Origin of the sequence: Devosia salina (assembly GCF_019504385.1) — a bacterium.
GTDB lineage: Bacteria > Pseudomonadota > Alphaproteobacteria > Rhizobiales > Devosiaceae > Devosia > Devosia salina.
The window spans coordinates 1,880,254-1,906,560 of sequence record NZ_CP080590.1 but is presented as its reverse complement, the minus strand read 5'-3'; the positions used below and the strand labels follow the sequence as shown (position 1 = coordinate 1,906,560).

Here is a 26,307-nt window from a genome sequence, read left to right as displayed (position 1 = left end):
GCTTGATCATTACGACGGACGAGCAACTCGACAAGCTCAAGGCAATCGGTCGAATCTGTGCCATGGCTCGCGAGGCCATGGCGACGGCCATGCAACCGGGTATGACGACGCTGGAACTGGACGCGATCGGTGCGAAGTTCCTGGCCGAGCATGGCGCGCTCTCGGCACCGGTGGTTACCTATGAGTTTCCCGGAGCGACCTGCATTTCGGTCAATGAGGAGATCGCGCATGGTATTCCGGGCGACCGGGTGCTGCGCGCCGGTGATCTGGTCAATATCGATGTGTCGGCGGTCAAGGATGGGGTGTTTGCCGATTGCGGCGCATCCTACATCCTGGGCAAGGGCGACCGTCGGCTGGAAAATCTCTGCCGTGACGGCAAGAAAGCCATGTGGGCCGGGATCAATGCGGTCAAGGCCGGGGCGCCGCTGGCCGATATCGGCAGTGCCATCGGCAAGGTCGCCAAGAAGGGCGGCTATACGCTGATCCGCAATCTTGCCAGCCATGGCGTGGGGGATAGCCTGCATGACGACCCGGGCGAAATCCCGACCTGGCCGGACCGGTCGGAGCGGCGCAAGATCGGCAATGGCCTGGTATTCACCATCGAGCCATTCCTGTCATTGGGCGGCCAGATGGCAGAGCAGATGTATGAGGATGACGAGTGGACGCTGACGGCAGAGCCGCTGGCGCCCTGCGTCCAATATGAACATACGATCGTGGCCACGCCCCGCGGCGCGGTGGTGGTGACGCTGGCCGGTTGACTCGAAGACTAGAGCCAGACCAGCAGCAGTGGCCCCAGAACGACGAGGCCGATGCCGACGGCGTAGCGCAGATTGCCCAGCCGGCGCAGGGCCGGGACGCTGAGGACTGTGGAGAGAACCAGGAATCCGATCACTCCGATCAGCGCCGGCAGCAATGGATTGAGGTTGAGCGGCGTGTTCTCGGTGAGCTGAAGGAACACCATATGGCCGCCGGCAAAGCCGAGCAGGGCCATAATGACCACGGTGACCGCCTTGGCGGTGATCAGCAGGGCCATGTCGATAGTGTTGCTGGTGAGCAGCAGGCCGAGTCCGGTGGCCGTCACATGGACCGCGGCCAGGGTCGCAAAGACGCCGCTGCCGGCAAGGATCGGCACGAGTTCGGGGGGCGCGTTCAGCGGCACCGAACCGACCATGGGCAAGTTTGCGCCATATTGGGCGAGCAGGAGAATGCCGTAGAGCATGACGAGCGTGCTGGCGGCGAAGACCAGCAGCGTGACCGCCAGGACCTTGAGCAGGTCGGTCGTCTCCTGAGACATGTTGTTCCCCCGGTGAAGCCAGATGAGTGCCGATAGTACGGCACCGCGCTGATTCTCAAACGGGAATGCGGAACGGCCGGCCGGAGAGGCGGGTCTGGGTGGTCGGCAATTGCCGGCGGGCAGCGCGGGCAATGCGGCTGGGCTTGCGGAATTCCTCGGACAGCTCGAAGGCGTCGGCCCGATTATCGAGCTCGGCATAGGGATCGGGGTCTATGCAGGTCTGGGGCATGGTGGGTGATGCACAGTGCGAGGACCAACAGTGTGCCCCGCAGATTGGGACCCTGTCGCGGCAAACAGATGAAACTGAAATGAAAAGAATGGTACGCCGGGAGGGGGTCGAACCCTCGACCATTCGATTAAAAGTCGAATGCTCTACCACTGAGCTACCGGCGCCTAAATCGTGTCGCTTTTCCGAACCGCAAAGCCGTTGCCGTCTTTGCTGGAAACGCTCCAGATAACGCCCTGCGGCGTCGCGGCGGAACATAGCCGGACTTGCCGGGCTGTCAACCGAATTTGACCGCTCGCTCCCGGCTTTGTGGCAGGGGGCTGCGTGGGGGGTGGACCTATGGGGAGACGTCCAGAGGCGTGCCGGTATAGGGCATGGGAATGCAGGCAATGGAAACACGCTCGAAACGCTGGCACAGGGCGCGCGCCTCGGCCAGTTCCTCGATGGGCCCGACCACGATGCGTTTGTCATCTCCATTGGCTTCATCGACCACCAGGGGCGAGAGACCGAACAGCAGCGGGCCGAGCTTGAGGGTCAGGTCGCTCCAGAGCGATGCGGTCTGCTCGAACGGCACCGCCGCGCCGACGGCGATGCCATAGGCATCCTCATTGGGCATGGCCATTGCGTATTGTGTCTGCACGGGTGCGGGGAGGGGCTGGTCCACACCGGTCTGGGCCGGGGCAGCCTCTGGCAGAGCAGACTGACGGACCGCCACCGAACCGCCCTCGGCATCGAAGGTCAGCGTTTCGTTGGCCCCGATCGACGCCGTGAGGCTGGACCGGTCCACCACTGTGCCGTTCGGAAGAGATTCAATCAGGCGCGGCACGGTGACTTCCAGCGCGCCTACGCGCCGGACAACGTCATTGCCGCTTCGCTCCTGCATGGAGAAGCGGCTGACCAGCAACTCGTTCTCGCGCTTGAGGCGGGTCGTTTCCTCGCGCAGGTCGGCGACCTGCTGGCGCAGCGTCTCGATGGAGGCGCCGGCAACACGGGGCTGGTGCAGCCCGCCGATGACACTTTGGGGCAAGAGCACCGATATGTTGGAGCCGAACACGGCAAGACCAGCACAGATCAGCGCCACAATGCCCCAAATGGTGACGTCCGATTGCCGGAACTGTTCGGATGCTTTAGCCAAGCGAGAAACCTCTCAAACGCCCGAATCGCCGGGCGTATCGGGGCTAGAGTGGTCCCTTTGTTATTGGTTCGCCAACTGTTGGCTGCCATAAATTTGTGTAAATGCCGGGAGAAAACCGGCGCCTCGGGAGAACGTGATGGCAGAACTGCTTTCGATCATTCTTGCAGCAGGTGAAGGCACGCGGATGAAGTCCGCGCTGCCAAAAGTGCTGCATCCGGTCGGAGGCCTGCCAATCATCGGTCACGTGACTCGCGCTGCGCGGGAGGCAGGTTCGAGCAAGATCGCCCTGGTGACGGGTCCCAGACATGCAGCGATCCGTGAAGCCGTCTCGGCTCTGGATAGCCAGGTTGCGCATTTCGAGCAGGCTGTGGCACGGGGCACCGGGCATGCCGCCGCCCAGGCGCGTGGGCTTTTCGAGGACCACCAGGGATATATAGCAGTGGTCTATGGCGACCATCCCCTGCTGCGCGGGGTGAACTTCCGCGCCGTGCTGGATCGGCTGGATGCGGGGCTCGATGTGGCAATCCTGGGCTTCGAGCCGAAGGACCCCACCGGCTACGGGCGCTTCATCACCGATGGCGAGCAGCTATTGGCCATCCGCGAGCATAAGGATGCGAGCGAGGCCGAACGCGCCATCGGGCTCTGCAACGCCTGTATCCTGGCGTTCCGTGCTGAGGTGTTCCGCGATCTGATAGACCGCATCGACACAAACAACGCCCAGGGCGAGTACTATCTGACCGACCTTGTGGGCCTCGCCAACGCGGCGGGCAAGAAGGTGGGCTATGGCGTGGCGCCAGAAAACGATGTGATGGGCGTCAATGATCGCAGCCAGTTGGCGCGGGCCGAAAAGCTGTTCCAGGCGGTGCGCCGCGAGGACTTCATGAAGGCGGGCGTGACGTTGCGCGACCCGGACAGCGTGTGGTTTTCCTTCGACACCGAGATCGGGCGGGATGTGACGATCTTTCCCAATGTGGTGTTCGGGCCGGGCGTCACGATTGCCGACAATGTGGAGATCCGCGCCTTTTGCGACATTGAGGACGCCGTGATCGGGGAGGGGGCCAGCATTGGCCCATTCGCCCGCATCCGGGGCGGCGCAGAACTGGGGCCGGACGTACATCTGGGCAATTTCGTCGAGGTCAAGAAGTCACGAATTGGCGCCGGGACAAAGGCGGGGCACCTGAGCTATCTGGGGGACGCGGAGATCGGCTCGAAAACCAATATCGGGGCGGGCACCATCACCTGCAATTATGATGGCGTGAACAAGGACAAGACGATCATCGGCGACAATGTCTTTATCGGGTCCAATGCCTCGCTCGTGGCACCCGTGACGATTGGCGATGGCGCCTATACCGCCTCGGGCAGTGTGATTACCGAAGACGTGCCCGCCGATGCGCTGGCGTTGGGACGCGCACGCCAGCAGAACAAGCCCGGCTACGCGCCCAGGCTCAAGGAACGCGCGCTCGCCAAGAAGGCAGCCAAGGGGAAGTAAGATGTGCGGCATTGTTGGAATTGTCGGTGATGCTCCCGTGGCCGGGCGCCTGGTGGATGCGCTGAAGCGCCTCGAATATCGCGGCTATGACAGCGCGGGCGTCGCCACGCTGGAAAGTGGCGCCATTGCCCGGCGCCGCGCCGAGGGCAAGCTGGGAAACCTTGCCAGCAAGCTGGGCATGGAGCCGCTCGAGGGTCATATCGGCATCGGGCACACGCGATGGGCGACGCATGGCGCGCCGACCGAGACCAATGCTCATCCCCATGCCACCGAGCGCGTGGCCATTGTCCACAATGGCATCATCGAGAATTTCCGCGAGTTGCTGGCCGACCTGGCGCAGGACGGTTACCTGCCGCAGACCCAGACCGACACGGAATCGGTGGCCCTGTGGGTGACGCGCGAACTGGACAATGGCGCCGAGCCTGAGTTGGCCGTGGCGCGGACCCTCAAGAAGCTCAAGGGTGCATTTGCGCTGGCCTTCATGTTCAAGGGCGAGAATGGGCTGCTCATTGCGGCCCGGCATGGCGCACCGCTGGCCGTGGGCTATGGCACGACAGAAATGTATCTCGGGTCCGACGCCATGGCGCTGGCGCCCTTCACGTCCCGCCTGACCTACCTGGAAGACGGCGACTGGGCGGTGATCACTCCCGCAGGGGTAACCATCCGGGATGGCAGGGACGCGATTGTCGAGCGCGAGCAGATGGTGTCGCAGGCCTCGGCGCTTCTGGTCGACAAGGGCAATCACCGCCATTTCATGGCCAAGGAAATCTACGAGCAGCCGGAAACCATCAGCCATACGCTGAGCCATTATGTGGATATGGGAGCTGAAAAGGTGGCGATCCGCGAGGCGCTGCCATTCGACTTCGCTGATCTGTCGCGCCTGACCATGAGTGCCTGCGGTACGGCCTATTATGCCGGCGCGATCGCCAAATACTGGTTTGAGCGCTTTGCGCGGTTGCCAGTCGATATCGATGTGGCCAGCGAGTTCCGTTATCGCGAGCCGCCGCTGGAGAAGGGCGGGCTATCTCTGTTCATCTCACAGTCTGGCGAGACGGCCGACACATTGGCGGCGCTGCGCTACTGCGCCAACCAAGGCCAGCATGTGGCAAGCCTCGTCAACACGCTGGAATCGACCATTGCCCGGGAGTCGGGCGTGGTCTTCCCAATCCTGTGTGGTCCCGAGATCGGCGTCGCTTCAACCAAGGCGCTGACGGCGCAACTGACCGCACTGGCCAGTCTCGCCATTGCGGCGGGTCGGGCGCGCGGCGTGTTGAATGGCGAGCAGGAAGCCGAGCTGGTGCGGGCGCTGGTGGCTCTTCCCTCGGCCGTTTCGGCGGCCCTGGGGGCAGAAGATCAGATCATCGATATCTCCAAGCGCCTGTCGAAGGCCAAGGATGTGCTTTACCTGGGGCGTGGTCCGATGTTCCCGGTGGCGATGGAAGGTGCACTAAAACTCAAGGAAATCAGTTACATCCACGCAGAAGGTTATGCGGCGGGTGAATTGAAGCACGGCCCCATCGCGCTGGTGGATGAAGCCATGCCGGTGATCGTCGTGGCGCCCTCGGACGAACTGGTCGACAAGACGCTTTCCAACATGCAGGAAGTGGCGGCGCGGGGTGGCAAGATCATCCTGATCACCGATGCCGAGGGCGCGAAGACGGTTGGCCATGGCGTGGCCGACATCATCGAAATTCCGCATGTCCACCCGTTCGTCGCGCCGATCCTGGCGACGATTCCAGTGCAGCTGCTGGCCTACCACACGGCTGTGTTCATGGGTACGGACGTGGACCAGCCACGTAACCTGGCCAAGTCGGTGACGGTGGAGTAGGGCTCAACCCGCCCTGATCAGCGGGATCGCGAGGTCCTTTCGGAACAGGTAGAGCAGGGTGCGGGCGGCCTCGCCCTCCGGGCCGGTGAGGCCGGGATTGCGCTCCATCAGGGCCTTTGCATCGTCGTGGGCGAATTCGAGCAGGTGGCGATGCACATCGGGCACGGCCAGGCGATAGCCGGGCATTCCGGACTGGCGCGTCCCCAGAACGTCGCCCTGGCCGCGCAGTTCGAGATCGCGCTCGGCGATCTCGAAACCGTCTTCGGTGGACTTGATGGTGTCGAGCCGCGCCTGAGCGGTTTCTGACAAGGGCTCCTTGTAGAGCAACAGGCAGGCAGAGCGCTGCGAGCCACGCCCCACGCGGCCGCGCAACTGATGCAACTGGGCGAGACCGAAGCGCTCTGCATGTTCGATGATCATGATAGTGGCATTGGGCACGTCGACCCCCACCTCGATGACGGTGGTGGCGACCAGTAGCTTGATCTCGTTGGCCTTGAAGCGGGACATGACTTCCTGCTTGGCGGCGGCCGACATGCGGCCATGGACCAGTGCAACCTGGTCGCCAAAGACCTTTTTCAGTTCGGTAAAGCGGTCTTCGGCGCTGACGACTTCCAGGGTTTCGCTTTCCTCGACCAGTGGGCACACCCAATAGGCCTGAGCCCCTTCGGCCAGCCGAGCCTGCAGACGCGAGACAACGCGGCCATAGTCGTTGATCGAGAGGACCGCGGTATCGATGGGCTGTCGCCCGCGCGGCTTTTCCCGAAGCACGCTGACGGCCATGTCGCCGAAATGGGTGAGGACGAGCGTTCGGGGAATAGGCGTGGCGGTCATGACGAGAAGATCGGTGTGGCGACCCTTGCCGGACAGAGCGAGGCGCTGATGTACGCCGAAGCGATGCTGTTCATCGACAACCGTCAGGCCAAGGTCCTTGAAAGCAATGTCGGATTGGAACAGCGCGTGCGTGCCCACGGCTATGGTGATGGTGCCATCGGCGATGCCGGCCAGTATGGTGCGGCGTTCGGCAGCAGGCATCTTGCCGGTCAGCAGGGCGCAACGGAGGCCTGCCGCCTCGCAGAGGGGCTGGATGGTCCGGAAATGCTGGGAGGCCAGCAGTTCGGTCGGCGCCATCAGGGCTGACTGTGCGCCGCTTTCAGCCATGGCGGCCATGGCCATGAGTGCCACGACAGTCTTGCCCGAGCCGACATCCCCCTGCAGCAGGCGGGACATGCGGTCGGGCGCCGAGAGATCGGCGCGGATTTCGGAAAGGGCCTGCTGCTGCCCGTCGGTCAGGGCGAAGGGCAGGGCGGCAGCCAGGCGCGTGGTGATTTCGCCGGTGAAGGCGCGGGCGACGCCGCGGGCGGAGACCATGCTGGAGCGGACGAGCTGCAGGGTGATCTGGCCGGCCAGATATTCATCATAAGCCAGACGCTGGCGGGCCGGAGACCAGAGTTGAGCCTGGTCCGGGTTTTCCGGCAAGTGAACCATGCGCATCGCGGCTGGAAAGCTCGGCCAGTTGCGCATGACGAGTGTTTCCGGAGCAATCCATTCGGGCAGCGCAGGCACTGCAGCAACCGCCTGCCGAACGAGCTTTGCCAGCGCCTTGGAGCTCAGGCCGTTGGTCAGCGGATAGACAGGCTCAACCAGCGGGAGTGTTGCGAACTTGTCGACCTCGACCACGTAGTCGGGGTGGGTGATCTGCTTCTCGCCATTGAAAAAGCCGATCTGCCCGGAGACAAAACGCTCTTCCCCGACAGGCAGGGCGCGCTCGACCCAGCCCCCTTGGGCGCGGAAGAAGACCAGCTGGATCTCGCCCGTTTCGTCATGGGCGAAGACGCGGTGGGGCACGTGCGGCTTGCCTCGGGGCGGTGGTTGGTGGCGGTCGATATGCAGGCGCAGGGTCACGACCTGGTTGAGATAGGCTTCGGCAATGCCCACCTGGCGGCGCCGATCGACCACGCCCGAGGGCATGTGCATCAGCACGTCGAGAACGATCGCCTCCTGTCCTTCGGGCGCTCCAAAAAAGCGGGTGAGGAGCGCGGCCAGCTTGTCGCCCACACCCTTGATGGCGTGCAGGGAAGCGAAAAGTGGCTCTAGGTCTTGCGGACGCGACACGGTTCAACCTGGCAAGAAATTCAAGGATCGGGCGTTTAGCCCCCTTGGGTGTGGACAATGGGGAACAAGGGAAAATAGCTACAATTTCTTGTTCTAGGACAAGAACAAGTTAAGCCGGAGGTCGACTTATGCGGTTCAGGAGGCATCATGGACCGCGTCTACACCTTTTTGCTGGCAATCGGTATTCCACAAGCCGTCGTAAGCTGGCTGGCGGGACGGCGTCTTCTGGTTGTCGTCTTGCTTGGGGTCCTCGCCTGGGTGCCCGTGATCGCCTTGATCTGGCTTTTCATGACCCTGATTGCCTAGTTCGCGGACCGCTCTCAAGGGCTGACAAAGCCCATCGTTCCGCGTAAGAGACATGTCCAAATCGAGAACAAATTGCAATCATGGGTGTCCAAATGGCGGCCGGTGAAGACATTGCTATTCGGCGCAAGCGCCTGCGGTACCGCGCCTGGCATCGAGGCACCAAGGAGATGGACCTGATTCTGGGGCCGTTCGCCGATGCCAATATCGAGGGCTATGGCGCCCCCGAACTCGACCGGCTCGAAGCGCTGATGAATGAGGAAGACCCGCCCTTGCTCAAATGGGTGATGCGCCAGGAGGAGCCACCGGCGCATGTCGATCGGGTGTTTCTCGACCTGGTGATCGCCGACCATCAGGCCCGGGTCGGAAAATGAACGAAATGTCCGGCGTGAAACCGTCGCTCCGCACAATTTCCAATGTGCCGGACGGCATGCAGCCCATGGTGCTGGCGCAACTGGTCGAGCGACGTCTCAAAGACGCGCCAGACGACGCGGCGAGCCTCGTCTTTGTGGCGCGGGACGGGCGGCGCATGCAGCGCATGGCAGAGGTGCTGGGGGCGATTCTGCCGGGCCACACCATCCTCACGCTGCCAGCCTGGGACTGCCTGCCCTATGACCGGGTTTCGCCAAACACGGTGACCATTGCCGCGCGGATGAACGCGCTGGCGGCGCTGACCAGTGGGGCCAAGGGTGCGGTGGTACTGACTGCGGTCAATGCGCTGATCCAGAAGCTGCCCCCGCGCGACCTGGTCGAGACCATGAGCTTTTCGGCTGCGGTCGGCCGGATGGTGGATAGCGACAAGCTGATCGCCTGGGCTGCAAACAACGGCTATTTGCGGGTGCCGACGGTGCGCGAGAGCGGAGAGTTCGCCGTGCGCGGCGGACTGGTCGACCTTTTCCCGGCCGGCTCGGATGCCCCGCTGCGGTTCGACTTTTTCGGCAGCCAGCTCGAATCGATCCGAACTTTCGATCCGGACAGCCAGCGCACGACCGGCACGCTCAAGCGCATCGACCTGACGCCGATGAGCGAAGTGGTGCTCAATGAAGAAACCATCCGGCGGTTCCGGCAGAATTACACCGCTGCGTTCGGCGGCAATACCGTTGACGATACGCTCTATGCATCCGTGAGCGGCGGCTCCCGATATTCGGGCACGGAGCACTGGCTGCCGTTCTTCTACGATCACATGGACCGGCTGGCGGACTATGTGGGCGATGCGCCATTCGTGTTCGACGACCAGGTGGGCGAGGCCTTTGTCGAACGCGCCGAACAGGTGCGAGATTACTACGAGGCGCGAGAGGCTGCGCGCCTGGCGCCGAAGGTTGCCGGGGCGGGGGCACCCTATAAGCCCATCAGGCCGGAACTGCTTTATGACCTGGACGCCACGCCGACGGCGCTTGCCGGTGCCTCGGTCATCCAGTTCTCGCAATTTCTTTCGCCCACTGCGGACGGTAGCGACGATGCGGGCGGGCATATCGCACCCAGCTTTGCCGCCGAGCGTGCGGCATCGGACGTCAACCTGTTCCAGGCGGTCGTGGACAGATTGCTGGCGGAGCGTCGCAATGGTCGCCGGGCCATCATCGCCTGTTGGAGCGCGGGGACGCGCGATCGCATGGCCCAGGTTCTCAAGGACCATGGCCTCACCAATCCGCGCCTGGCCGAAAACTGGCGCGATGCGGAGACCACGAGTGCCGCGACGACGTCACTGGTCGTGTTGCCACTCGAGACCGGGTTCGAGACCAAGTATCTGCTCGTTCTGTCCGAACAGGACATTCTGGGCGAGCGCATCCTCAGGCCGCAGCGCAAGAAGAAGGCCTCGGACGCCCTGACGGAGGCAGCGAGCCTTTCTGCCGGCGACCTTGTCGTGCATGTCGACCACGGCATTGGCCGGTTCATCGGGCTCAAGGTGATCGAGGCGGGCGGGGCGCCACATGAATGCGTCGAGCTGCAATATGCCGGCGACACCAAGCTCTATCTGCCGGTCGAAAACATCGAACTGCTGACCCGCTATGGCTCGGACGATGCGTCCGTGGCGCTGGACAAGCTGGGCGGTGTCGCCTGGCAGGCCAAGAAGGGTAAGCTCAAGAAGCGCATCCGCGAGATGGCGGAGCAGCTCATCAAGCTGGCGGCACAGCGCCTGCTGACCAAGGCCGATGTGGTGGATATCAATGCCGGCGCTTATGACGAGTTCGCGGCGCGCTTCCCCTATGAAGAAACCGAGGACCAATTGAATGCCATCGAGGCGGTCTTCGACGACATTTCCTCGGGCAAGGTCATGGATCGGCTCGTCTGCGGTGACGTGGGCTTTGGCAAGACCGAAGTGGCGCTGCGAGCGGCCTTCGCCGTGGCGCTCAGCGGCAAGCAGGTGGCGGTTGTCGTGCCGACGACGCTGCTGGCGCGGCAGCACTTCAAGACGTTCTCTGAGCGCTTCCAGGGGCTGCCCGTGCGGGTGCGCCATGCTTCGCGCATGGTACCCGCCAATGAGCTCAAGGCCACCAAGGACGGGCTGGCCGACGGGCAGGTGGACATTGTGGTGGGCACGCATGCCCTGCTGAGCAAATCCATCAAGTTCAAGGATCTGGGGCTGCTGATCATCGACGAGGAGCAGCATTTCGGCGTGGGTCACAAGGAGCGCCTGAAAGAACTTAAGGCCAATGTGCATGTGCTGACGCTGACGGCGACGCCGATCCCGCGCACACTGCAGCTGGCGCTGACTGGGGTGCGGGATCTGTCACTGCTGGCGACGCCGCCGGTGGATCGACTGGCGATCCGAACCTTCATTTCGCCGTTTGACCCGCTCTCGATCCGCGAGGCGCTGTTGCGCGAAAAATATCGTGGCGGACAAAGCTTCTACGTCGTGCCGCGGATCAAGGACCAACCGGACATTGCCGAGTTCTTGCGGCAGCAGGTGCCGGAAGTGTCATTCGTGGTTGCCAATGGCCAGATGCCGCCGGGTGAACTCGACGACATCATGAATGCCTTCTACGACAACAAGTTCGACGTGTTGCTGGCGACGACCATCGTTGAATCCGGCCTCGACATTCCGAACGCCAATACGCTGATCGTGCATCGCGCGGACCAGTTCGGGCTGGCGCAGCTCTATCAGATCCGCGGCCGCATTGGTCGGGCCAAGCAGCGTGCCTATGCGCTGTTCACGGTGCCGCCGGACCGCAAGCTGACCGATACGGCCGAGCGGCGGCTGGGTGTGCTGCAATCACTCGAGAGCCTGGGGGCGGGCTTCCAGCTCGCCAGCCACGATCTCGACATTCGCGGCGCCGGCAATCTGCTGGGCGACGAGCAGTCGGGCCATATCCGCGAAGTGGGCTACGAACTCTACCAGGCCATGCTGGAGGAGGCGGTTGCCAACCTCAAATCGGGCGAGGAAGAGTACGAGGACCGCAACGAGTGGAGCCCGCAGATCTCGCTGGGCATGCCGGTGATGATTCCCGAGCACTATGTGCCTGACCTTCAGTTGCGCATGCAGCTCTATCGCAAGCTGGGCGACCTCACCGATATCCGCGACATCGACGCCGCTGGCGCGGAGCTGATCGATCGGTTCGGACCACTGCCCGAGGAGGTCGAGGCGCTACTCAAGGTGATCCTGGTTAAATCGCTCTGCCGGCAGGCCAATGTCGAGAAGGTCGATGCCGGCCCCAAGGGGGCTGTCATTACCCTGCGGAACAACGAATTCCCCAATCCCGCAGGGCTGGTGCGGATGGTGAGCGATCTTTCCAACCAGGTGCGCATCAAGCCCGATCAGAAACTCGTGTTCGCGCGCAATTGGCCCACGGCCGAACAGCGTCTCAAGGGGGCAGCGGCAATCCTCTCAAAGCTCGCAAAACTGGCAGAAACCGGGGTCTGAGCGTGCCCCGGTTACCACGCCCGCGCATAATGTTTTGGCAAGGGCTATCGGTCATGTTATTGCCCGATTTGCGCCCTTGAAGGGCAGTTCGAATTTCAAGGCGGTGTGGAACCGCCGGGACCGCCAAGGAAGGCAAGGATATTCTATGATCTTCAGGAAACCCCTCGTCGCCGGAATCGCGGTGGCCGCACTCATGCTGTCCCCGCTGTCTGCATTTGCGCAGGACGCGACCTCGACCGATGCGCCCGCTGCTGAAGCGCCGGCGGAGGGCAATGCGACCGAAGAGGTCGCTGCCGCCGTCGATGACCTGGCATCGCAGAACTGGCTTAAGGTTTGCGATCCGCTCCCCGACGGGCAGAAGGCCTGCCTCATGCGCCAGGTCATCCTGGCCAATGGCCAGTTCCTCGGCTCGTTCCTGCTGCGGGACGATCCCGGCCAGGAAAGCCGCCTGCTTGCCGTTGCCGCCGTGCCGCTTGGGGTATTGCTGCCCTTCGGCCTGACCTGGCAGATCGACAATTCCAAGCCCATCCGCGTGCCCTACATGCTGTGCGACCAGCAGTCCTGCTCGACCCAGCTGGTGATCAACGAGCAGTACATCAACTCGCTCAAGGCCGGGAACAAGCTGACGCTGACCGCCAAGAACCGGCAGAACCAGGACCTGGCCATCGAGATCGACCTGGCCGGCTTCACCGCCACCTATGATAGCGATGCCGCACTGACCTTCGAGCAGCTGCAGCAGCAGGAATCGGGACAGAACGCGCTTGAGCAGGTGTTGCAGGACCGTGCCGAGCAACTTCGCCAGGAGCTGTCGGGTGAAGAAGGTGCCGCGCCGGCGCCGGAAAATGCTCCGGCCGAGGAAGCGCCGGCTCAATAGTCGGGCCGAAACGAATTCGAGAAGGGCGCGGGAAACCGCGCCCTTTCTTTTTGTCTCAGGCTAGTCGTGCGCACCCATGCCCAGGGCGAAAGCCTGTCGGCGCAGGGGCGGCAACAGCTTGAGCGCCCAGAGACCCCCGGCCCGCAATGCCTGGCTGGGGATCATGCCGGCGAGCAGCGATCGGAATAGCGTATCCACCATGCCGCCAGTGCGGGCGAGGTCGCCTGATCGGCGTCGAGCATATTCGGCGCTGGCTGCGATGCCCCAGTCGGGGGCGCTCCTGTCGGTGGCCTCTACCGCCGCCAGCAGGTCCGCCACGTCCCGAAGGCCCAGGTTCAGACCCTGTGCGCCGATCGGCGGAAAGGCATGGGCGGATTCCCCAACCAGGGCGACCCCATCCCGGCCGGCGGTGTCGACGGTGAGCGTCGACAGGGGAAAGACAAAGCTGGGCGAGGCCAGCGAAATATTGCCGAACAGCCTTTGAGAGCGCTCCAGCAACGCGGCGCGCAATGCTTCGGGTCCTTCCGCCTGAACCTGGCGGAGCAGGTGTTCTTCATCGATCCAGACCAGGTTGGCCCGGTTGCCGCCGGCGGGGACAAGCGTGAAGGGGCCGTGGGGATAGTGGAACTCGATCGAGGTGCCGCCAACAGAACGATCGAGCTCGAGGTCACATACCAGGGCCGCCTCGTCGAACCGGTGTTCGCGGGGCGTGATGCCGGCCGCTGCGCGGATAAGAGACTTCTTGCCGTCGGCGCCGACCACCAGGGGCGCCCGCAGGCGCGTACCATCTTCGAGGGTGACTGTTCCGAGATCGCCTTCCCGCCGATAATCAGTGACAGCAAGGTTACGCGTGTCGAGGCCGCTATCAGGGGCGGCAGAATGGAACAGCGCAAGCAAGCGTGCATTGGCGAAGTTCCAGCCAAACGCGGGGAGGCCAATCTCGCGGGCGTCGAACAGCGTTTCGGGTGCCCGGATCAGCCGCGGCGTGGCGTCGATGATCCGGATGGCGACCAGCGCCTCTCCGATTTCAGCGGGGTCGCCGATGAGCCCCGTTCTGCGGAGGAATTCGACACTGGGCATCATCAGGGCCGAAGTGCGCCGGTCTGGCGGCGCTGCCGGGGCCAGGTGGATGACGGACAGGCCCGCGCGAGCCAGACTGACGGCCGCCGCCAGTCCGGCCAACCCTCCGCCCGTGACGATGACATCGGCGTCCTGGTTCATGAGGCAGCATCCGCAAGGCGGCGCTGATGGCCAGTGGGAAGGATAGCGCTACCCGCCAGAGAGCCGGCGAACATGGCGGCAAGGAAAATCCACAGGCCATCCGGCTGGAAGGCGATCAGTGAGACAGCGGGACCGGGGCAAATGCCCGACATGCCCCAGCCGATGCCGAATAGCGCAGCACCTCCGACCAGACGCCTGTCAATCTTCCTGTATTCTGGCTCGTGGAACTCCTTGTCGAACAGCGGAGCGGATCGACCGCGGCCAATTCTCACGGCAACGAACATGACCAGAATGGCGGGGACGATGACGAAGGCCAGGCTCGGGTCCCAGCCGCCAGAAGGAATGGCGGTGAAATCGAGAAAGCGCAGCACCTTGAGCGGGTCGACCATCTGCGAAACGTAGAGGCCAGCGCCGAACAGGGCGCCGCTGACTGCGGCCGTGGCGAGGTAGGGCAGGCGAAGCACAGCCATCAGACTATTCCTGTAAGAGTGACCGTCAGAATGGCCACGGAAAAGAAGACGGCAACCGCCACCAGCGAGCGGAATGACAGTCGCGCCAAACCACAAACGCCGTGGCCGGATGTGCAGCCATTGCCGATCTTGGTGCCGAAGCCGGTCAGCAGGCCCGCGGCGATCAGCCAGATGGGCGTGGGAACGGACCACGCCGCGGGTGGCGCTGCAAGCTGGGCAGGTTCCACTCCCCCAACCCCGATCTGCGGGAAGGCAAGCGCGGTCAAGGCAGTGGCCGCCACCAGGGCCACCAGGAACACCAGTCGCCAGACGACCGTCTGCGCCGGCGGCAGCAATTGACCGAAGATACCAGAGATGCCGGCAATGCGACCATTGCCTAGCCATAATACGGCCGAGGCCAGGCCAATCAGAATGCCTCCCAAGGCGGCGGTGAGGGGAGAGAAGGATTCCATGGACTTGAACTCGCAAACAGAACGAAACCTCAGCCTAGCACCGGGCATCGAGGCGATACCAGCGCCGCGGAAAGAAGGTCATTCGCTTTGTTGACGCAGGGGCGGAAAAACTGCATGCGCGCCCTTCACCGCACAGCATAGCCTCTCTAGATTGTCCCAACCCGCCGACTCGTAGAACGGAGCGCTCGATGCTTGAACTGCTGGCTGATCCGAATGTGTGGATTGCCTTTGCCACCCTGACGGTCATGGAGATCGTGCTGGGCATCGACAATATCGTGTTCATTTCCGTGCTGGTGTCGCGGCTGCCGCGGGAGCAGGCCGAGTTCGCCCGCAAGCTCGGCATCGGCCTGGCGCTGGTGTTCCGCATCATCCTGCTCCTGCTGATCAGCGTGATCGTGCAGCTCAAGGAGCCCGTGTTCGAGGCGTTCGGGCATGGCTTCTCATGGAAGGACATCATCCTGATCGCGGGTGGCGGCTTCCTCGTCTACAAGGCGACGCACGAAATGCATGCCGCCATCGAAGAGCCGCATGAGGTGGGGCTGGTCGAGGCGGCCAAAGCGAGCCTGCAAGCCATTCTGGTTCAGATCGTGCTGATCGACATGGTGTTTTCCATCGATTCGATCATCACAGCGGTCGGCATGGTTCCGGCCGACCAGGTGATCGTGATGATCGCAGCGGTACTGGTGGCAGTGGCGGTGATGTTCTTCGCCTCGGGGCCGATCGCCAAGTTCGTGGCCGATCACCCCACGACCAAGATGCTGGCCCTGGCCTTCCTGCTGCTGATCGGCGTGACGCTGGTGGCCGACGGCCTCGGCTTCCACATTCCCAAGGGCTATATCTATTCGGCCATGGCGTTCTCGGTGCTGGTCGAGGCCGTCAACATCTTTGCCAAGAACCGCAAACTGCGGCTGGCTGGGGCCAAGGCGCACAAGGCCGAGTTCACGCCCTTTACCGGAGATACCGGTTCGGTGTCGTCGGAGGCCGCGATTGCGGCGCTGGGGGGCAAATCCGCACCTACTCCCGCGCCGGCGGCAAGCCCGGGCAGATCGCGCCCCAGGTCAGGCCCGGCGAGCCGATCGCAAGCGCGGCCCAAATCTGCCCCACGCAAGCCGAAGGCCCCGAAATGACCCGCGTCGTCGCCGTGCATGCCGTTGGTGGCCCCGAGGCCCTTTCGGTCGAGGATTGGGATGTCGGCGCGCCCGGGCCCGGACAGGCGCGCGTGCGCCAGACTGCCATCGGTCTCAATTTCATCGACACATATCAGCGCTCGGGGCTCTACCCATTGCCGCTGCCATTCGTGGCCGGCAATGAGGCTGCCGGCGTGGTAACTGCGGTGGGCGAGGGCGTGACCGAGGTCAGGGTCGGCGATCGTGTGTGCTACCAGGGGACGCCCGGCGCCTATGCGGAGGAGCGCCTGGCGCCTGTGCAGAAGCTGGTGCCCATTCCCGACGGCATAGATGACCAGACGGCGGCGGCCATCCTGCTCAAGGGGCTGACGGCGTATTATCTGCTTTTCAAGACCTGGCCCGTGCAGAAGGGCGAATCGATCCTGTGGCACGCAGCGGCTGGCGGCACGGGGTTGATTGCAACGCAGTGGGCACGGGCGCTTGGCGCCACGGTCATCGGCACCGCCGGCGGCCCCGAAAAGGTGCAGAAGGCGCTCGATCACGGCTGCCACCATGTTATCGACTACAGTATCGAGGATTTCCCGACACTAGTGAGGGAATTCACCGAGGGCAGGGGCGTCGATGTGGTCTATGACGGGGTCGGCAAGGCAACCTTCGAAGGGTCCCTGGACTGTCTGCGGCCGCGAGGCCTCCTGGCGAGCTTTGGCAACGCCTCCGGCGTGGTGAGCGTGCCGGATCTGGGCATACTCGCGCGCAAAGGTTCGCTCTATGTGACGCGCCCGACAGGTACGCACTATTTTCCGCAGCGGGAACAACTGCTCGAAGGAGCGGAAGCGTTGTTCGGAGCTGTGCTCTCCGGCGACATCAAGGTCGAGATCGGCCGGACCTATGCCTTGGCCGAGGCGGCCGAGGCCCATCGCGCGCTTGAGGGGCGAGAAACGACCGGATCGGTGGTGCTGCTGCCTCAGGGCTGAAAGTTCGGCCTTTGCCGGCCCGCGCTATCGGTGGGGCTGGACACTTTTCCCCGTCGCCGCTAAAGGCAGGGCTAGCGGGCAGGTGGCAGAGCGGTTGATTGCTCCGGTCTTGAAAACCGGCGAAGGTGCAAGCCTTCCGGGGGTTCGAATCCCTCCCTGCCCGCCATTTCAATGAGGCATCCCAGATGAGCCGCAAGGAATTTGACGCTTCGCGCATGCGGCGCATGAAACGGGTGGCCGCGCGCCACGGCCTGACCATACTCACCGCCGAAAAGATCAAGGTGCTGGGACAACCCGGGGGCCACGCGCTGCGCGACGATGAGAGCTTTCGGATCGTCTATGGCGATGTCCCCAAGCCGTTCTCGGCATCGCTGGACGACATCGAATCCTATCTCGATCAATTGGAAGCGGGCGAAGAGTAAGCCCTCCTGCCACATGGGACAAGCGTGGTTCTGGCCCGCGATGAGACATTCCGTTATTTAAACGGTAACAGGAATCGCCGCACACTGTTTCTCGTAGGCTCGTCTGGAGCCAGTCTGGTTCCAGACTATTGTGGTCGCGGGCTTCTGCGGAATCCGTATCCTACGTCCGCATCCCGCTCCGTAGTGGAGGCGCGTTCCTCATGTTCACCCTGATCAACGCCGACGCCGAAGAAGACGACGCCGAAATCACCGATCCCCAGGAAATCGCGGAGCTGTTTGCTGCCATCGCGGCCGTGGCCATCGAGGCCATCGGTGCCGGGCAGGCCCGCACCCTGTTCGAGGCGGTTGTTGAACAGGAGGGTCGCGACCCCAACTGATCCGCCAACCATCGGCTTTCCATTCCTGTAGCGCCGCTCTGGGCGCCCGACCGGTTCCATACCGGCAACTGACGGCTTGACGGAACGCGGTCCGATCTGAAGGACTGCGTTCCTCAGGGAGCCGGATGGGAGCCAGAATGAGCGAGTTGTGGGACGGCCGACTGCCGAGGCCGGTCATCATGCCGCTGGGTGACGGCGCGCTGCTGGTGCGGTTCGGTGATCGCCTTGACGATAGCGCCAATCGGGCCGCGCTATTGCTGTTCGCGCGGTTGCAGGAGGATCCTATCCATGGCGTGCTGGAGGTCGTGCCGAGCCTGGTTTCGGTGCTCCTTCGCTATGATTTCGAGGCAATTTCCCCGACGCGGCTGGGTGGCGAAATCGCCCTTCGCATCGGGCAGGGTGCTCTCGCGGATAGGCCGAAGCTCCAAGTGGTTCATATACGGTTCGATGGGCCGGACCTCAGCGATGTAGCCACTGAACTCGGCCTCTCCATTCCTGAATTCATCCTGGAGCACAATGCGCGCCCGCTACGGGTGCTGACGACTGGCTTTGCGCCGGGCTTCATCTATTGCGGCTTTCATCCCACGAGGCTGATTGTGCCGCGCCGCACCAGCGTCAGGGCGAATGTGCCTGCCGGCAGCGTGCTGTTCGCTGCCGGGCAGACGGCCATTGCCGCCACCGAAATTCCGACCGGTTGGCACGTGATCGGCAGTACCCCGTTCAGGAACTTCCTGCCCGAGAACGATCCGCCGACGCTGGTGCATGCTGGCGACGAAATCCGCTTTGAGGAGGTGCGATGACCCCCCGTATTCGGATCGATCGCGCCGGGCCCATGTGTACAATCCAGGACCAGGGGCGCATGGGTGTCCTGACACATGGCATCAGTGCGTCCGGTGCAATGGACCGGTCAGCACATGCGATCGCCGGTCGATTGGCAGGCGCGGCTGGCGAGGCGGGCATCGAGCTAACCCGTGCCGGCATGGATTTTACCGTGGAGCGCGGCGGCATGCGGCTCGGCTGGGCCGGCGGAGCGTTCACGGTCCGGGTCAATGGTACAGTACTGGACTGGCCTGGTGGCACGGTGGTGAAGGCGGGGGATGTGGTTTCGGTTACCCCGGGGCCATCGGGAAATTATGGCTATGTGCGCTTCGGGCCCGAGCTGGATGTGCCGCAGGTGATGGGAAGCCAGTCCACCAGCACGCGCGCGCGGTTGGGCGGTCTCTCCGGCCGGGCTTTGACGACAGGAGATGTCCTGGAGTTCTCTTATCCAGAGGGAACGCCGGAGGCGGTTGTTCCGGCGGGAAGGGCGGACGGTCCGGTCCGCTTTATCTGGGGCATTCACGCCGAACTTTTCGCGCCGCGGGTGCGCCAGGCTTTCGTTGCCGCGCGCTTTCGGGTGACGCCGATGATGGACCGTATGGGGGTGCGACTGGCCGACGAGGACAAGGTTTTCGCCGGATCGAGCATTCTTTCGTTGGTGTCCGACCCGATCCTGCCGGGGGATATCCAGATACTTGGGGACGGAACTCCCATTGTCCTCATGCGCGATCATCAGCCGACAGGCGGCTATCCGCGCATTGCGACGGTGATATCGGCCGACTTTGATCGATTCGCGCAGCTGCGCTCCGGCGACCCCGTTGCCTTTGTCCCCGTGAGCGTGGACCATGCGCACCAAGTGTTGCGGAGCGGGCACCCATGACCAGTATCGACCTCAATGCTGATCTCGGCGAAGGGATGGGCACGGACGACGACTTGCTGCACATCGTCTCGAGCGCCTCGATCGCCTGCGGGGGCCATGCGGGTGACGCCGCCACGATCCGGCGGATCCTGAGGATATGCAAGGCCAGAGGCGTTCGCGCAGGCGCCCATCCCGGTTATGTCGATCCCAAGCGGTTCGGCCGGTTCCGCCTGGTGATGCCGCTCGACCAGCTTCTGGGGCAGATCAGGGGGCAGCTGTTCCTGGTCCGGCACATTGCCGATGAGGTCGAGGTACCGCTGGCCTATGTGAAACTGCATGGGGCGCTTGCCAATCAGACAGCGGAAGAGCTGGCCTTCGCGGTCGGAATCTTTGCGGCCATCCAGGCGATGGATCCGCATATGGCGGTGCTCGCACTCGACAATAGCCAGCAGGTGCGGGCGGCAAAGGCAGTCGGGTTGCCACTGATACGTGAGGCCTATGCAGACCGAGCCTATACCGGCGAAGGGCTGTTGGTCCCACGATCCGAAGAAGGCGCCGTGATCCACGACCCGGAGGTTGTCATTGAGCGTTGTCTGCGGCTGGCGCATGCCGGCGAAATCGTAGCGATTGATGGAACGGTGTTGAAGTCGGCGGCGCGGTCGATTTGCCTGCATGGCGATACGCCCGGGGCGGTGGACCTGGCGCGTGAAGTGCGCGAAGCGCTGGAGGGAGACGGGATCACGATTGCGCCGAACGCACCAGAGGTAGACGGGGCGGCACCGGTCTGATCCGCGGGCCCCTCGATCTGCCCGCGCATGTCGTGACGCCGATCTGCTGGCCTTGGGGTTGCGACGAGCCTACGACTCTCTCGCCACCATTCGAAAGTACCCTGGGACCTTCAGGGGGGAGAGGGTGAGATCGGCAACATGCCTTGAAACCCAAAGGACCCAGGGTATTTGTAGCGGCCCTTTCAGGCCGAGTTCGTATTTTCCCTTTCCCGGGCCGCTGCGGTGGGGGGCGGCTCCCGCGAGTTGGGCAGCCTTTGCGTCCCAACCGCGGAGGCTAACTCAGATCGCCAGGTATTCGTGCCGCAGCTCTGCGTTGTCGAGCACTTCCTTGGCGGTGCCGGTGAAGGCGACCTCGCCGGTATCGAGGATGACGGCGCGGTCTGCCAGTTTCAGGGCCGCCACGGCATTCTGTTCGACGATGATGGTGGTGATGCCCATCGGCTTGATCGAGTGAAGGATGCGCTCGATTTCATGCACGATCACCGGCGCCAGGCCTTCATAGGGCTCATCAAGCAGAAGCAGCTTCAAATCGCGGGCGAGGGCGCGGGCGATGGCCAACATCTGCTGTTCCCCGCCGGACAGGGTAACGCCCTCCTGGGTGCGGCGCTCGGCGAGGCGCGGGAAGCTTTCGTAGATCTGTTCGAGGCTCCATCCATTGCCGGGCGCCACTTTGGCCAGAGTGATGTTCTCCTCGACGGTCAGTCCCTGGATGATCCGCCTGTCCTCGGGCACCAGCTGGATGCCTGCGCGGGCCGCCTCGAAGCTTTTCATGTCATGCACCGGCTGGTTGTCCAACCAGATTTCGCCCTGTCGCATCTGCGGGTTATCGAGCCGGGCGATGGTGCGCAGGGTGGAGGTCTTGCCGGCGCCGTTGCGGCCCAGCAGGGCCAGGATTTCGCCCTTGCGGATGTCCAGGGACACGCCCTGCACGATGTAGCTTTCGCCGTAATAGGCGTGCATGTCCCGGACCGAGAAGAACGGCCGGGTCGTCTCCAGCTCTGCGGCATGTGCGCCTATGGTGGTTTCAGTCTGCATGGCAACCGAACTCATCAGTGAGTCCCCCCGAGATAGGCTTCCTGGACCTTGGGATTGCCGCGTACGTCATCGGGCGTTCCGTCGGCTATGATGCGGCCCTGCGCGAGCACGGAAATCTTGTCGGCGAGCGAGAACACCACATGCATGTCGTGTTCGATGATGACCTTGGTCATGCCGCGGCTCTTGATCTTTTTCAGCAGGTCGATCGTGGTGTTGGTGTCATGCCGGCTCATGCCGGCGGTCGGCTCGTCCAGCAGCAGCAGGCGCGGATGCTGGATCAGGCACATGGCCAGTTCCATGCGGCGCTTGTCGCCACGGCTGAGGCTGCCGGCGTGCATGTCGCGACGATTGAGCATGCCCACATCCTCAAGCATGTGCTCCGCTTCCTGGCGGATGGTGGTTTCGCTGTCGAGCGAGCGCAGCATGTTGAGCGTGAAGGCCCCGTCGCGCTTTGCGAAGGCCGGGATCATCACGTTGTGCAGGACCGATAGGTCGGCGAAGATTTCCGGCGTCTGGAAGACGCGGGCAATGCCGAGCTGGTTGATTTCGAAAGGCTTGCGACCGGTCAGGATCGCTCCGTCGAACACCACCTGACCGCTGGATGGAGCGAGCTTGCCGATGATGACATTAAGCAAGGTGGATTTGCCGGCGCCATTCGGACCGATAATCGCGTGCGTCTGGCCTTCTTCGACCTGGAGATCGATATCGGCCAAGGCATGCAGGCCCCCGAACCGCTTGTGAACGTCCGCAACGTGCAGGACAACATTGGATGTCGACATTTTGTCTGTCCCTATTCAGCAGGCTGAGGTTGCTTGGACTTGGCGCCCGGCGGGCCGGACGGGCGGGCGACAGCGGCCAGCCGTCTAACCCCTTCCATGATGCCGCCGGGCAGGAAGATGACGATGATCACGAACACCAGGCCGAGGGTGAGGTGCCAGCCATCGCCAACGAACTTGCTTGTGACTTTGACCACCACGTCGGCAAAGCCCTCTGGCAGGAAGCTCCAGAACTGGGCGAGGATATTGTCGTTGAGTGCGGAAAGGATGTTTTCGAAGTACTTGATGATCCAGGCGCCGATCACGGGGCCAACCAGCGTTCCCACGCCACCCAAGATGGTCATGAGTACCACTTCGCCCGATGCCGTCCACTGCATGCGTTCGGCACCGGCCAGCGGGTCGGTAACCGCCAGAAGGGCGCCGGCCAGGCCTGCATACATGCCAGAGATCACGAAGGCGGAGAGGGCATAGGGGCGGGTGTTGAAGCCGGTGAACTGCATGCGCGTCTGGTTCGACTTGATCGACTTGAGCATCATGCCGAAGGGTGAGCCGGCGATACGCTGGGCAAAGAAGAACGAGAGGATGAGGAAGCCGGCACAGAAGTAGAAGCCGGCATAGCCGCTCATCTGCTGACCCAGCAGGGTGGGAACGGGCTGGCCAACGAACGTCTGGCCCAGGGCCGTGTCAAGAACACGTGGGTCGCTCAAGGTAAGCTGCAGGCCGGTCTCCCCATTGGTGATGGGGGTGAGCACCGAATAGGCGAGATTGTAGCTCATCTGGGCGAAAGCGAGCGTGAGGATCGAGAAATAGATGCCTGAGCGGCGCAGCGAAAGAAAACCGATGATCAGGGCAAACAGGCCCGAGATGATCACGGCGAAAATCATTGCGGGGATGGCATCGAGGGTCAGCAGCTTGAACGACCACACCGCAGCATAGGAGCCGACGCCGAAGAAGGCCGCGTGGCCGAAGCTGAGATAGCCGGTCAGCCCGAACAGGATATTGAAGCCCACGGCGAAGATGCCGAAGATCATGAAACGCTGCAGCAGGTCGGGATAGCCAGCGCCGAACGGGGCCAGCCAGATTGGCATGGCCAATACGACAATGGCAAAGCCCAGGAACAGCAGGAGGTCATTGCGGGACATGAAATTGGTCATGTCAGCTCTCCATGACGCCGCGGCGGCCCAAGAGACCACGCGGGCGAACGAGTAGAATGATCACGGCCACCAGATAGATGATGATCTGGTCGATGCCGGGGATGATGTCCTTGATCTGCGTCATGGACGCGAAGGACTGCAGGATGCCCAGAAGGAAGCCCGCGGCGACGGCGCCGGGCAGAGAGCCCATGCCGCCCACGACAACGACCACGAAACTGAGGACAAGGAAGTCCATGCCGAGGTGATAATTGGGTGGCAGCAACGGGGTGTACATGACCCCCGCCATGCCGGCGACGACTGCAGCCAGGCCGAACATAATGGTGAAACGGCGGTCGATGTTGATGCCCAGAAGGCCAACGGTCTCACGATCTGCCATGCCTGCACGGACCACCATGCCGAAGGTGGTGAACTGCAGGAAGGCAAACACGCCACCAATGACGATCGCTGAGAACAGGAAGTAGATCAGGCGCCAGAGCGGATAGGTGATGACATTGGCCTGGAAGCCGATCCACACGCCCAGATCGGCGGCGCCGCGCAGGTCGGTCGGCATTGGCTGCGGGATGGGATTGGGGCCGAAAACGGACTTGATCACTTCCTGGGCGACAATGGCGAGGCCGAAGGTCACGAGGATCTGCTCGGCATGCGGGCGCTTGTAGAAGTGCTTGATGATGCCGCGCTCGAGCCCAATGCCGATCAGCAGCATGATGGGGATGGTGATCAGTATCGATACCGGCACTGAGTAGTTGACCAGGACGGCGCCGAAGTCGCCGAACCAAGCCTGAACGAGCGGCTCGCGCACTTCCAGCGGCGCACCCCAAGGCGAGAGCTGGGTGGGATCGATGGTAACCGTCTCGAGGGTGAGGAACTGGCGGAACATCACCGCACAGAAAGCGCCGAGCATGAACAGGGCGCCGTGGGCGAAATTGACCACGCCGAGCGTGCCAAACACCAGGGTCAGCCCCAGGGCGATCAACGCATAGGCGGCACCCTTGTCGAGCCCGTTGAGAAACTGAAGAAAGATGACTTCGAACATTTGATGCTCCGCTGGGAGCGATGATCGCTGGATCATCGCGCACTTGCCGACTCCTGGCCCAGGAGACCTCGAGAAATGCGATTGCAAAACCGGGAGCGCCCGGCTCACCGGGCGCTGGCTGGCCTGAAAGGGGCGAGGATTGCGCCTCGCCCCTGAAGTGCGTTAGCCGCAGAGCGGTGCCGGCTCTGCCGGGCCCAACTCGCCGCCGAAGATCGCCGGATCGTAGTTGACCGTGTCGCGATCGACTTCCTTGACAACGTTGAGCACGTCGAACTGGCTGGTCGGGTTGTCATTGCCCTGCACCACTAGCACGGACTTCATGCACTGGTGGTCCTCGGCGCGATAGAGAGTGCGGCCATTGCCCATGCCGTCGAACTCGAAGCCTTCCAGCGCCTTGATGACTTCGGGCGGATAGAAGGTGCCGGCACGCTCGACCGCGTCCGCATAGAGCAGGGTCTGGACGTAGCAGGTGTGTGCGGCCTGCGACGGCGGGGAGCCATAGGCGGCGCCGAACGACTTGGTGAAGGCGATCGAACCGGGGTCCTGGAGATTCCAGTGCCAGTTGGACGTACCGTAGATGCCTTTGATGTTCTCGCCGGCACCCTTGGCCATCAATTCGGAGAACAGCGGGACCACGATCTGGAAATCCTTGCCATTCGCCTGGCGGTCACGCATGCCGAACTGCACCGCCTGGGTCAGCGAGTTCACCATGTCGTTGCCGTAGTGGTTGAGGATGAGGACGTCGGCGCCCGAGTTCAGCACTGGTGTGAGGAACTGCGAGAAGTCGCCAGCGCCCAGGGGCGTGCGGACGGCCTCCACGGTCTGCCAACCAAGAGCCTCGGTAGCGTTCTTGATCGACTCCTCCTGGGTCCAGCCCCAGGTGTAGTCGGCGGTCAGGTGGTAGGCGCGCCGATCGGTGCCATAGGCGTCAGCCAGAACCGGGCCGAGGGCCACGCCGGACTGATAGGCATTGAAGAAATGGCGGAAGCCGTAGCGTCGCTTATCCTTGCCGGTGGTGTCATTGGAATGCGTCAGGCCGGCCATGAAGATGACACCCATCTCCTGGCAGAGACCCTGCACGGCGACAGCCTCGCCGGAGGACGAACCGCCGGTGATCATGATGGCGCCATCGCGTTCGATCATGCGGGTGGCCCCAGCGCGGGCCACGTCCGACTTGGTCTGGCTGTCGGAGGTCACATAAGCGACCTTCTTGCCAAGAATGCCGTTGCCCTTGAGGGCGGACGGGGTCAGCACATTGATCAGCCCGCCATCCCCTTCACCATTGAGGTGGGCGATGGCGAGTTCATAGGCCTTCTGTTCGTCTGCGCCTTCTTCGGCATAGGCGCCGGTCAGGGGCAGGTTCAGGCCGAGGGTGACGGTGTCACCCGTGGGGTTGTTGCAGAACTCCTGCGCCCAGGCTCCCCGGGTGAACATCATGGGGGCGACGCCCGAACCGATAATGCCGGCCATGCCGGTCTGCAGAACCCTGCGGCGGGTCAGCCCGCGCTTCAAAAGTGTCATCGATCTCCTCCTTATGGCGCGGGGCCATCGATACATTGCCGATCGCTCACCGCCTGCCCAGTATTCGTCATAATTGAAAATGACAGCAATAGGCCATTGTAATTACTGAAGGAATTTGTAAATAGTTGATCTGTTCTTGTGGTGATGATGTAAATTCGT

The 26,307-nt window shown here is 63.1% G+C and carries 25 protein-coding genes, 2 tRNA genes and 1 pseudogene; 15 read left to right on the top strand and 13 right to left on the bottom strand.

Annotation, left to right across the window (positions count from 1 at the left end; translation table 11 throughout):
* The first annotated feature begins 2 nt into the window (after positions 1-2).
* Positions 3-758 (top strand): type I methionyl aminopeptidase, encoded by a 756-nt coding sequence (gene map / locus K1X15_RS09150; protein ID WP_220307145.1) that lies wholly within the window; start codon positions 3-5, stop codon positions 756-758.
* An 8-nt stretch (positions 759-766) separates the two neighbouring features.
* Here map and K1X15_RS09145 read toward each other — a convergent pair whose 3' ends face one another.
* The 4 genes from K1X15_RS09145 to K1X15_RS09130 form a co-directional block, all read right to left on the bottom strand.
* Positions 767-1,294, bottom strand: a complete 528-nt coding sequence (locus K1X15_RS09145) for a hypothetical protein (protein WP_220307144.1) — start codon at positions 1,292-1,294, stop codon at positions 767-769.
* Positions 1,295-1,349: 55 nt separating this feature from the next.
* Positions 1,350-1,523 (bottom strand): hypothetical protein, encoded by a 174-nt coding sequence (locus tag K1X15_RS09140; RefSeq protein WP_220307143.1) that lies wholly within the window; start codon positions 1,521-1,523, stop codon positions 1,350-1,352.
* Between the two features lie 89 nt (positions 1,524-1,612).
* Positions 1,613-1,687 (bottom strand) — tRNA-Lys (locus tag K1X15_RS09135).
* Between the two features lie 170 nt (positions 1,688-1,857).
* Positions 1,858-2,655: a coiled-coil domain-containing protein gene (locus K1X15_RS09130; protein ID WP_220307142.1), complete on the bottom strand. Its 798-nt coding sequence runs from the start codon at positions 2,653-2,655 to the stop codon at positions 1,858-1,860.
* A 136-nt stretch (positions 2,656-2,791) separates the two neighbouring features.
* On the opposite strand from K1X15_RS09130, the gene glmU reads away from it, so the two are divergent.
* Positions 2,792-4,144 carry a bifunctional UDP-N-acetylglucosamine diphosphorylase/glucosamine-1-phosphate N-acetyltransferase GlmU gene (gene glmU / locus K1X15_RS09125; protein ID WP_220307141.1) on the top strand — a complete coding sequence of 451 codons (1,353 nt, stop codon included), beginning with the start codon at positions 2,792-2,794 and terminating at the stop codon, positions 4,142-4,144.
* A gap of 1 nt (position 4,145) precedes the next feature.
* A complete protein-coding gene (glmS, locus tag K1X15_RS09120) occupies positions 4,146-5,972 on the top strand; it encodes a glutamine--fructose-6-phosphate transaminase (isomerizing) (protein WP_220307140.1) in 1,827 nt (608 codons plus the stop codon).
* 3 nt (positions 5,973-5,975) lie between these two features.
* Here glmS and recG read toward each other — a convergent pair whose 3' ends face one another.
* Positions 5,976-8,084, bottom strand: coding sequence for an ATP-dependent DNA helicase RecG (gene recG / locus K1X15_RS09115; RefSeq protein WP_220307139.1), 2,109 nt, complete (start codon positions 8,082-8,084; stop codon positions 5,976-5,978).
* Between the two features lie 147 nt (positions 8,085-8,231).
* Here recG and K1X15_RS09110 point away from each other — a divergent pair, with 147 nt between their 5' ends.
* The 4 genes from K1X15_RS09110 (at position 8,232) to K1X15_RS09095 (ending at position 13,120) form a co-directional block, all read left to right on the top strand.
* Complete coding sequence (locus tag K1X15_RS09110; RefSeq protein ID WP_220307138.1) at positions 8,232-8,390, top strand: hypothetical protein; 159 nt, start codon at positions 8,232-8,234, stop codon at positions 8,388-8,390.
* Positions 8,391-8,470: 80 nt separating this feature from the next.
* On the top strand, positions 8,471-8,761 hold the full coding sequence (locus K1X15_RS09105) for an FAD assembly factor SdhE (protein ID WP_220307137.1): 291 nt from the start codon (positions 8,471-8,473) through the stop codon (positions 8,759-8,761).
* Complete coding sequence (gene mfd / locus K1X15_RS09100) at positions 8,758-12,246, top strand: transcription-repair coupling factor (RefSeq protein WP_220307136.1); 3,489 nt, start codon at positions 8,758-8,760, stop codon at positions 12,244-12,246. Before K1X15_RS09105 ends, mfd begins: the two co-directional genes overlap by 4 nt.
* Positions 12,247-12,391: 145 nt before the next feature.
* Complete coding sequence (locus tag K1X15_RS09095; RefSeq protein ID WP_220307135.1) at positions 12,392-13,120, top strand: invasion associated locus B family protein; 729 nt, start codon at positions 12,392-12,394, stop codon at positions 13,118-13,120.
* Between the two features lie 60 nt (positions 13,121-13,180).
* Here the strand turns inward: K1X15_RS09095 and K1X15_RS09090 are convergent, their stop codons facing one another.
* From K1X15_RS09090 to K1X15_RS09080, 3 genes are read right to left on the bottom strand one after another with little or no spacing between them, the layout of a single operon-like run.
* Positions 13,181-14,341 (bottom strand): FAD-dependent monooxygenase, encoded by a 1,161-nt coding sequence (locus K1X15_RS09090; RefSeq protein ID WP_220307134.1) that lies wholly within the window; start codon positions 14,339-14,341, stop codon positions 13,181-13,183.
* Positions 14,338-14,811, bottom strand: coding sequence for a DUF6691 family protein (locus K1X15_RS09085; protein WP_220307133.1), 474 nt, complete (start codon positions 14,809-14,811; stop codon positions 14,338-14,340). The genes K1X15_RS09090 and K1X15_RS09085 overlap by 4 nt, the downstream gene beginning before the upstream one ends.
* On the bottom strand, positions 14,811-15,263 hold the full coding sequence (locus K1X15_RS09080; protein WP_220307132.1) for a YeeE/YedE family protein: 453 nt from the start codon (positions 15,261-15,263) through the stop codon (positions 14,811-14,813). Before K1X15_RS09080 ends, K1X15_RS09085 begins: the two co-directional genes overlap by 1 nt.
* A 188-nt stretch (positions 15,264-15,451) precedes the next feature.
* Between K1X15_RS09080 and K1X15_RS09075 the strand changes: the two are divergent.
* The 8 genes and pseudogenes from K1X15_RS09075 to K1X15_RS09040 all read left to right on the top strand — a co-directional run.
* Positions 15,452-16,171, top strand: a pseudogene (locus tag K1X15_RS09075) (TerC family protein); the annotation flags it as partial.
* Between the two features lie 215 nt (positions 16,172-16,386).
* Entirely contained in the window at positions 16,387-17,364 is a 978-nt protein-coding gene (locus tag K1X15_RS09070; RefSeq protein WP_220307130.1) for a quinone oxidoreductase family protein, read from the top strand.
* A 76-nt stretch (positions 17,365-17,440) separates the two neighbouring features.
* Positions 17,441-17,530: transfer RNA gene (locus tag K1X15_RS09065), tRNA-Ser, on the top strand.
* A 19-nt stretch (positions 17,531-17,549) separates the two neighbouring features.
* Positions 17,550-17,786, top strand: a complete 237-nt coding sequence (locus K1X15_RS09060) for a hypothetical protein (protein ID WP_220307129.1) — start codon at positions 17,550-17,552, stop codon at positions 17,784-17,786.
* A 200-nt stretch (positions 17,787-17,986) separates the two neighbouring features.
* Positions 17,987-18,163, top strand: coding sequence for a hypothetical protein (locus K1X15_RS09055; RefSeq protein ID WP_170926370.1), 177 nt, complete (start codon positions 17,987-17,989; stop codon positions 18,161-18,163).
* A 137-nt stretch (positions 18,164-18,300) separates the two neighbouring features.
* Positions 18,301-18,963 carry a 5-oxoprolinase subunit B family protein gene (locus K1X15_RS09050; RefSeq protein ID WP_220307128.1) on the top strand — a complete coding sequence of 221 codons (663 nt, stop codon included), beginning with the start codon at positions 18,301-18,303 and terminating at the stop codon, positions 18,961-18,963.
* A 59-nt stretch (positions 18,964-19,022) separates the two neighbouring features.
* Positions 19,023-19,862, top strand: a complete 840-nt coding sequence (locus K1X15_RS09045; protein ID WP_220307127.1) for a 5-oxoprolinase subunit C family protein — start codon at positions 19,023-19,025, stop codon at positions 19,860-19,862.
* Positions 19,859-20,629: a LamB/YcsF family protein gene (locus K1X15_RS09040; RefSeq protein WP_220307126.1), complete on the top strand. Its 771-nt coding sequence runs from the start codon at positions 19,859-19,861 to the stop codon at positions 20,627-20,629. The genes K1X15_RS09045 and K1X15_RS09040 overlap by 4 nt, the downstream gene beginning before the upstream one ends.
* A gap of 279 nt (positions 20,630-20,908) precedes the next feature.
* Here K1X15_RS09040 and K1X15_RS09035 read toward each other — a convergent pair whose 3' ends face one another.
* The 5 genes from K1X15_RS09035 to K1X15_RS09015 form a co-directional block, all read right to left on the bottom strand.
* The gene (locus K1X15_RS09035) at positions 20,909-21,664 is read right to left on the bottom strand and encodes an ABC transporter ATP-binding protein (protein ID WP_240549754.1); all 756 of its coding nucleotides are present in this window, start codon (positions 21,662-21,664) and stop codon (positions 20,909-20,911) included.
* A gap of 14 nt (positions 21,665-21,678) precedes the next feature.
* Positions 21,679-22,443 (bottom strand): ABC transporter ATP-binding protein, encoded by a 765-nt coding sequence (locus K1X15_RS09030; protein ID WP_220307124.1) that lies wholly within the window; start codon positions 22,441-22,443, stop codon positions 21,679-21,681.
* A gap of 11 nt (positions 22,444-22,454) precedes the next feature.
* Positions 22,455-23,594, bottom strand: coding sequence for a branched-chain amino acid ABC transporter permease (locus K1X15_RS09025; RefSeq protein WP_220307123.1), 1,140 nt, complete (start codon positions 23,592-23,594; stop codon positions 22,455-22,457).
* A gap of 1 nt (position 23,595) precedes the next feature.
* Complete coding sequence (locus K1X15_RS09020; protein ID WP_220307122.1) at positions 23,596-24,627, bottom strand: branched-chain amino acid ABC transporter permease; 1,032 nt, start codon at positions 24,625-24,627, stop codon at positions 23,596-23,598.
* 162 nt (positions 24,628-24,789) lie between these two features.
* Positions 24,790-26,148, bottom strand: coding sequence for a substrate-binding protein (locus tag K1X15_RS09015; protein WP_220307121.1), 1,359 nt, complete (start codon positions 26,146-26,148; stop codon positions 24,790-24,792).
* Positions 26,149-26,307 lie beyond the last annotated feature (159 nt).